Here is a 6,382-nt window from a genome sequence, read left to right on the forward strand (position 1 = left end):
CACAAGGAAAGTGCGTCTTCGCTGATCCAGACAGTCAGATCACCGCGCTGCCGCAGGCCTTCGTTGTATTCAGCCCAGTTGGTCACCCGATGTTTTTGCCTCGGGATCTTGTCACGACGATCGGCGTTGAACTTGTGCGGCATTCAAAACTCCTGAAGGGTACAAACCGCATCAATATCAGCGACGGGGCGATCCCTGAAACAAGGCCGCCTACAACCTGCTTCAGGCCCGGACCGCGAATATCATTGATAGGTTGTTTGAGGCCAAACACGCGCCTTAACCCCCACCTTTGGACCAGCTCCGGCATGAATATCTATAGAATCCGAGCCAAACGGCCTCATTTTGCCGTCAAACAACCGGTCCGTTGCTGTGGTACGACTTTGACGTTGCTTTGTTCACGCGCAGCGCGGAATGGAAAGCTTTTGGATGAACCCGCTTGGAGCCTGCCGCACGATAAAGGCGCCGCACGACCCAAGGAATGGAGGCACAAAGCTCTTGAAATCAAAACTTCTGTGCCAGTAGTCTCATGCAAGGCAGTCCAAATCAGGATTCCAAGTTAAGGGCCAAAATGACCGAAAGCCATCCCAGGGCAATTGTCATCGGCGCGGGGCCGGCGGGGCTTGCCACAGCCGCCTGTCTACAGAAGGCGGGCATGAAAACACGCATTCTGGAACGTGCCGACACGGTCGGACCGGCCTGGCACGCGCATTACGATCGGCTACACCTGCACACTTCACGGGGCCGTTCAAACCTGCCCTATCTGGCTTTTCCCAAAGACGCCGAGCGTTACCCATCCCGCACGGATGTCATCGATTATCTGAAGCGATATGTCAAAACTTTCGCGCTCGATATCGGGTTCGGGTGCCTCGTCAATATTGTCAAGCGCAACGATGGAGCGTGGTGCGTCGAGCACGCGAATGGTGTCGAGACTGCGAATATCGTCGTGATTGCCACCGGGCTAAACGCAACGCCACGGTTGCCGGACTGGCCCGGTCAGGACGGGTTTCCTGGCGATATTCTGCATTCCTCTGCGTACCGGAACCCCGAACCATACAATGGAAAGCGTGTGCTAGTTGTCGGCTTTGGCAATTCAGGTGGCGAAATCGCGCTTGATCTGGCGCAGGCTAGGATCGATGTCGGCCTGTGCGTACGCGGTCCGATCAACATCCTGCCCAAGGAGATTTTGGGTATCCCGACGACCTCGATGGGCCTGCTGAGAAAACTGTTCCCAGCCCATGCCGCTGATGCGATTACTGCGCCTGTGGTACGTGCCCTGATTGGACGACCCGAAGATTACGGGCTGCGTCAGGCTGAAAAAGGACCACTGCGCCAAGTGGTCGAAGATGGAAAGATCCCGCTGATCGACATTGGCGCACTGTCAGAGATCAAGGCCGGTCGCATTTCCGTTCATCCGGGGATCGTGTCATTTGACAAGGAAAACATCCGCTTTGACGACGGGACGTCCGAAACCTTTGACACCGTGATACTTGCTACCGGCTATGGCGTCGATCTGCGCTCCATGTTGCCTGACTCTGCCGACGTTCTGGATGCCACCGGGCGGCCGCGCATCAGCGGCGGGGCGACCGCGGCGCGGGGGCTCTATTTCTGCTCATATCATCCGTCGCCCAATGGTCAGTTACGGCAGGCGAGCGCCGAGGCAATGTCGATTGCAAAGGATGCCGCACGACTGTCGCGCGTCTGATTTGACGGGGCACGACAAACTGGGCTTCCTCGCGCGAAACAGGCAGGAACAAACTGTGAAAAAACCAGTTTGAACGATGTCGGGTCGGCTGTCAGGCAGCACCCGAACGCGCATCACCGTGTTGGTCGCGCTTTGGTGGATCAGAAGTGCCGAGTCCTCGCAGGTCAACGCACGCCGCGCCGGACCAGATCCAGGCGCCTTCTGGCGAAAGTAAACGGTGAGCCCTTTGCAGGACTCGCCGCTCATCATCAGTCGATCTCTACAGCTTGCAGCCTAACTCCGCTTTTTGGGTCACCGAGTGGACCGTCTGAGCGACGCCTTCGGCAGCGGTGGTCACCTTGTCGCTGATCTCTTCGCTAGCCTTGGAGGCAAGCTCAGCAACCTTAGTGCCAACCTTCTGGGTTTCGTTCGAATAGTTCTGAGCGGCGCGCGTGAACAGTTCGGCCTGCTTCTTCACGAAGTCCGTGTAGGCATTGCCGTATTCGAAAACTTCGTCGCGGACTTCGGTCAAGTCGCGCATGTTCGAGAGCGCTTCTTTCGTGGTCTCGCTTGCGATATCGTTCGCCCGGGAACCGGCGTCGATGGCGATTGACACCATGCGCTCATTCATACTCGCCCAAGTTTTGAAGACGCCCTGATAGCCTTGCGGGTCAAACAGGTTCTGAATGTCGTTCGCGGCGGATTTTGCGTTCTGCTTGGCCATGACGGGCCTCCTTTCGGGCGTGTTTCGTGTGTCGTTTGTTGTTATCGCCGATGCAATGCTGCGCCGCAGCAATTCAACCCCGAAACACTGCAGCGAAGAAGGGATTTTGATCCGGTCTGGAGGGATACGGCTCGGGTGAAAATCTGGGCGCGTTGCGGTACGGGTCGGCGCGTCTATGACTTAGCTGTCACATCGCGGAAGGTTGTATGGCTGCGTCTTGAACAGCTCCGGCTTGATTTTGTGCCAGCCCTTCATTGCCTGCAAGGGCGGCCTGCTGGCCGAACAGGTCGCAATCTTGCAACGTACCAACAGCTTCCGCGACAACTTCGAGCGCTTCATCTCAATAGACCGTCACAACACCCATTTGCGCCGCAAGGCGTATACCGCAATCGCTGCCAAGATGGTCCACGCGGTCGTCAAAGGCAGTGAACGATAACGTGCCTTCTTTAAGGGGGCGATCGACAGCGGAAAGATCATTCTCTGATTGTGCCTCGGAGGCAGTCATCTGCCCCCTAAATGCTGGTCATGCCTTCTTCGGTGGTGCCGATAGCTTGAAAAGCCATGTCTGACGTTCCTTTTTTCGTGGCGCCACGGTTCCGGTCTTAATGTCGAAAATCAGGGCGAGGTTTCTGGCGAAGGCACGCTAAGCGCGCCCCTCGATTGAAAGCCTGCCACCCGGCGAGGGCAGGGGGACCGCCGCAATGCTGAAATCAAACCCAAAGGGGAGGGGATCACCCGGCCTGCACCAGGCAAAGGCGCCGAAAGCCCGGGAAACCTCTTTGGGTGCAGATTTCAGGGTTGCGGTGGGGCACCGGCGGTCCCCTTATGGACGTGCACCATGCGCGTCCCGGTATGCAGGGGTGTTCGGAGCTGGCGGCGAAAACCCCGGTGTCCCAGTGATCGTTTTCCGAATGGGCTGTTCAAAAGGCCGCAGCCAACCATGAGACAAACTCCGCCGGGTGAAGGTCAGCTCTGCTCGCCAGAGACCAGAGCGCGATGCAACGCCCAAAGGGCGGGGCAGGGGGGCCGGGCATCAACAGCCCTTAAATGGATCGAAGCCGAGTTGCGTTATCCGCGTAAGTGTTGGCAGGACCGTACGCGACACCGTCCTGTTCGAAGAACCCAGGGGGCATCGTCAAGTTGCGGGACATCTCAAAAGCCGGTACGTGGGCGCATGACCAAACCCAAGCAATCTGGTGCCTTTTCAGGCCAACGTTTTCCTCCTGAAATCATCGGATACGCTGTCTGGGCCTATCATCGATTTGCCATGAGTTTGCGCGATGCCGAGGACCTGTTAGCCGCACGCGGTGTTGTGGTCAGCTACGAGACCATCCGCGCTTGGGTTGCGAAGTTCGGGTTACAATATGCCAAGGCGATCCGCCGAGATCGACCCAGTGTGGCGGACAAATGGCACCTGGACGAAGTCGTCCTTCCGATAAATGGTAAGAAGTATTGGCTGTGGCGCGCTGTTGATAGCAAAGGCGATGTATTGGACATCCTCGTCCAGTCTCGGCGTAACAAACAGGCTGCAACTCGGTTTTTTCGCAAGCTCTTCAAGGCGTTTGGTCAACCACGAGCTGTTGTCACGGACAAACTCCGAAGCTACGGGGCCGCCCTGAAAAGCCTCGTTCCGGGAATAGAGCACCGCAGCCACAAGGGCCTCAACAATCGATCCGAAGGGTCACATCGCCCCACCCGACGGCGAGAAAAGATAATGGGGAGGTTCAAATCGCCGAGACAAGCCCAGCGATTTCTTTCCGTTCATGATCAGGTCCAAACCATCTTCCGTCCGCGCCGCCATACACTTTCAGCCGCTGCCTATCGCCAAACCAGAGCCGATGCCCACTGGATTTGGGACGACGTCACGCGTGAGTTGAAGGCGGCCTGAGATCTGGCGCCCTGACTTTCGCTGCCAGAAACTCCGATAACTTGACGATGCCCGCCAACCTGTTCGATCCCTACTACTGTATCATTGATAATCCCTGCATGGATTTTACGCAGACGTTTGTTGATTTCAATGTATCGGTAGTCCCTGTCGGGGGTAAAACCGACCAACTTGTACGCTCTGAGTAAGCTACCAAACCTGCTTTGATATGCGCCACTGGACGGCACGCGTTGGCTTCGTTGATGACAATGCCGGATAGGAAGCCATACGTCTCTAGTGCGTCCCACAATCCATCCAGCATTTCCTCGTCAGAATATCGGTGTGCTTTGGCAGCAAAGATCGCTTTGGCGGCGGCAAATAACCCAGCATCAACAATCGCTTCAAACGCACCTTCGGATCTGACCCAGTTATCTGGATTATTGCGCACATGGCGATTTTTCAATTTGAAGGAATGGCGGTTCCAGATGTTGTTGCCGATGTACTTTTCGTTTGAGAGCAGTTGGCGCACAACAGACGGTGTCCAATCCCGATCCAAATCTGTTTTGATACCCTTGGCGTTAAGATCGGCCGCGATCACAGCCTCGGACTGATTGTCATCGACAAAGCAGCGGAAAATCTGGTTCACAACTGCGATTTCGTCTTCAGGCCCCGGAACGAGCGTTATGCGGTCAGTCTGAATACTCTTATGTTCGCCCCGCGTCAGAATACCTTTCTGGTTGCCAGCTTCATCGTTCAGCATCCGTCGCAGGCCGTATCCGGGCGGGCCGCCTTGTCGGTAACCCACTTCAATCAAGCGAGACTGACCAGCAAAGACCTTTTGCGACAGCTCACGGCTGTACTCCCACGCCATCGCACGTTTGACGCCTTTAACGATGGTAGAAACTGGACTGCCATCATTCTCAAACTGCTCGGCGCAATACTCGACAGCGATGCCAGCGCGTTTGCAGATGTATTCGTAATACGCGCTCTCATCGGCATCCTGAAACCGACCCCAACGGCTGATGTCATAGACAAGAACTGTCTTAAAATCTGTCTTCCCGGCTTGGATGTCATTGAGCAACTGCGTGAGGCCATCACGCCCCTCGATGCGCAAACCACTTTTACCTGCATCGGAATATGTCTCAACGATTTGGTAGCCGCGTTCATCGGCATAACGCAGAATGGCATCCGACTGGTTTTCCGTCGAGTACCGGTGATGCTCGGTCGACATGCGGACATATTGCGCAGCCTTTCGACGGCTGCCTTGTTCATTTTTGTCTTCCGGCCAATTCAACGTTGCGGCCCTCTCTCACTCAAATTCGCAAGCCTGCACGGGAACTCTGCGATTCCTTTCTCAATCTTAAAGGGAGAGGTTTGGAAGCATGTTTCATAAAAAGGGCAGCTTGTTTCATCGAGAATGCGAGGGATTGGTTTCTGCTTCAGAATACCGAAAGGCGATCAGTTCCGCGCTGTCTCAAGAATTGGGTGGTGGTGGCCGTGCAGCGAAGGACACAGCTCGGTGGACAGGAGTAAGCGAACGAACCGCCAAAAACTGGATGTCGGAAACCAACGGTCCGACTGGTGAGAACCTGATTGAGCTGATGCGGCATTCAGACACCGTCCTTGATGTCGTTTTGGTTTTGGCAGGTCGTGACGAGGAGAGGTTAGGTCGACGGCTCAGCCTTGCTAGGGGCGAAGTAGCTGAGGTTTTGAGCGGTCTTGATGCGATCTGTAGGTCCGATAACGACTGATTGACCACCTGAGACGTGGTTTCCGAGATCTATCGCCTTTGAGCGAAAGGAAAACCTTCGAGTCGCAAAAGGCAAAGCTAGCGCGTCTCAGTTTTAAAATTCTCTTTAAAATCAAACCTTCGTCGCTCCGAAAAAGGTAAAAATATGTGTCGCCCCACAGTTGATTTCATTATCAATTTTGTTCATTTTGTCGAACCATTGCTGTTGGGTTCGTCGAGTTGCGAACCCGTTTCGTTCTGCCGCAGCTTGGCAAATCCCTGATCCGCCATAAGGCCGCGCCGCGCCTTACCTGCGTAAATCTGGACCATTTGCGGCGATGTGTGACCCGTCCAAGCCATAATCTCGCGCTCCGACGCCCCGGC

The 6,382-nt window shown here is 55.5% G+C and carries 5 protein-coding genes and 3 pseudogenes; 4 read left to right on the forward strand and 4 right to left on the reverse strand.

Annotation, left to right across the window (positions count from 1 at the left end):
* Positions 1-143, reverse strand: a pseudogene (locus ABJO75_RS27890) (IS5/IS1182 family transposase); the annotation flags it as partial.
* Between the two features lie 425 nt (positions 144-568).
* On the opposite strand from ABJO75_RS27890, the gene ABJO75_RS27895 reads away from it, so the two are divergent.
* On the forward strand, positions 569-1,702 hold the full coding sequence (locus ABJO75_RS27895) for an NAD(P)/FAD-dependent oxidoreductase (protein ID WP_348129341.1): 1,134 nt from the start codon (positions 569-571) through the stop codon (positions 1,700-1,702).
* A gap of 259 nt (positions 1,703-1,961) precedes the next feature.
* On the opposite strand, the gene ABJO75_RS27900 is transcribed toward ABJO75_RS27895, so the two are convergent.
* A complete protein-coding gene (locus ABJO75_RS27900) occupies positions 1,962-2,405 on the reverse strand; it encodes a phasin family protein (protein ID WP_348129344.1) in 444 nt (147 codons plus the stop codon).
* A 274-nt stretch (positions 2,406-2,679) separates the two neighbouring features.
* On the opposite strand from ABJO75_RS27900, the pseudogene ABJO75_RS27905 reads away from it, so the two are divergent.
* Positions 2,680-2,841: pseudogene (locus tag ABJO75_RS27905) on the forward strand (IS110 family transposase); the annotation flags it as partial.
* A gap of 738 nt (positions 2,842-3,579) precedes the next feature.
* Complete coding sequence (locus ABJO75_RS27910; protein WP_348129347.1) at positions 3,580-4,293, forward strand: IS6 family transposase; 714 nt, start codon at positions 3,580-3,582, stop codon at positions 4,291-4,293.
* Positions 4,294-4,366: 73 nt separating this feature from the next.
* Here the strand turns inward: ABJO75_RS27910 and ABJO75_RS27915 are convergent, their stop codons facing one another.
* Positions 4,367-5,563, reverse strand: coding sequence for a recombinase family protein (locus ABJO75_RS27915; RefSeq protein WP_348129349.1), 1,197 nt, complete (start codon positions 5,561-5,563; stop codon positions 4,367-4,369).
* Positions 5,564-5,651: 88 nt separating this feature from the next.
* On the opposite strand from ABJO75_RS27915, the gene ABJO75_RS27920 reads away from it, so the two are divergent.
* A complete protein-coding gene (locus tag ABJO75_RS27920) occupies positions 5,652-6,020 on the forward strand; it encodes an XRE family transcriptional regulator (protein WP_348129352.1) in 369 nt (122 codons plus the stop codon).
* A gap of 182 nt (positions 6,021-6,202) precedes the next feature.
* Here the strand turns inward: ABJO75_RS27920 and ABJO75_RS27925 are convergent.
* Positions 6,203-6,382, reverse strand: a pseudogene (locus tag ABJO75_RS27925) (hypothetical protein); the annotation flags it as partial.

The sequence above is a fragment of the Sedimentitalea sp. genome, from assembly GCF_039973035.1.
Taxonomy (GTDB): domain Bacteria; phylum Pseudomonadota; class Alphaproteobacteria; order Rhodobacterales; family Rhodobacteraceae; genus Sedimentitalea.

Bases quoted from the DNA above. Each gene is read 5' to 3' on its own strand.
- ABJO75_RS27900 (WP_348129344.1), bottom strand. From the start codon at position 2,405: ATGGCCAAGCAGAACGCAAAATCCGCCGCGAACGACATTCAGAACCTG.
- ABJO75_RS27910 (WP_348129347.1), top strand. From the start codon at position 3,580: ATGACCAAACCCAAGCAATCTGGTGCCTTTTCAGGCCAACGTTTTCCT.
- ABJO75_RS27920 (WP_348129352.1), top strand. From the start codon at position 5,652: ATGTTTCATAAAAAGGGCAGCTTGTTTCATCGAGAATGCGAGGGATTG.
- ABJO75_RS27895 (WP_348129341.1), top strand. From the start codon at position 569: ATGACCGAAAGCCATCCCAGGGCAATTGTCATCGGCGCGGGGCCGGCG.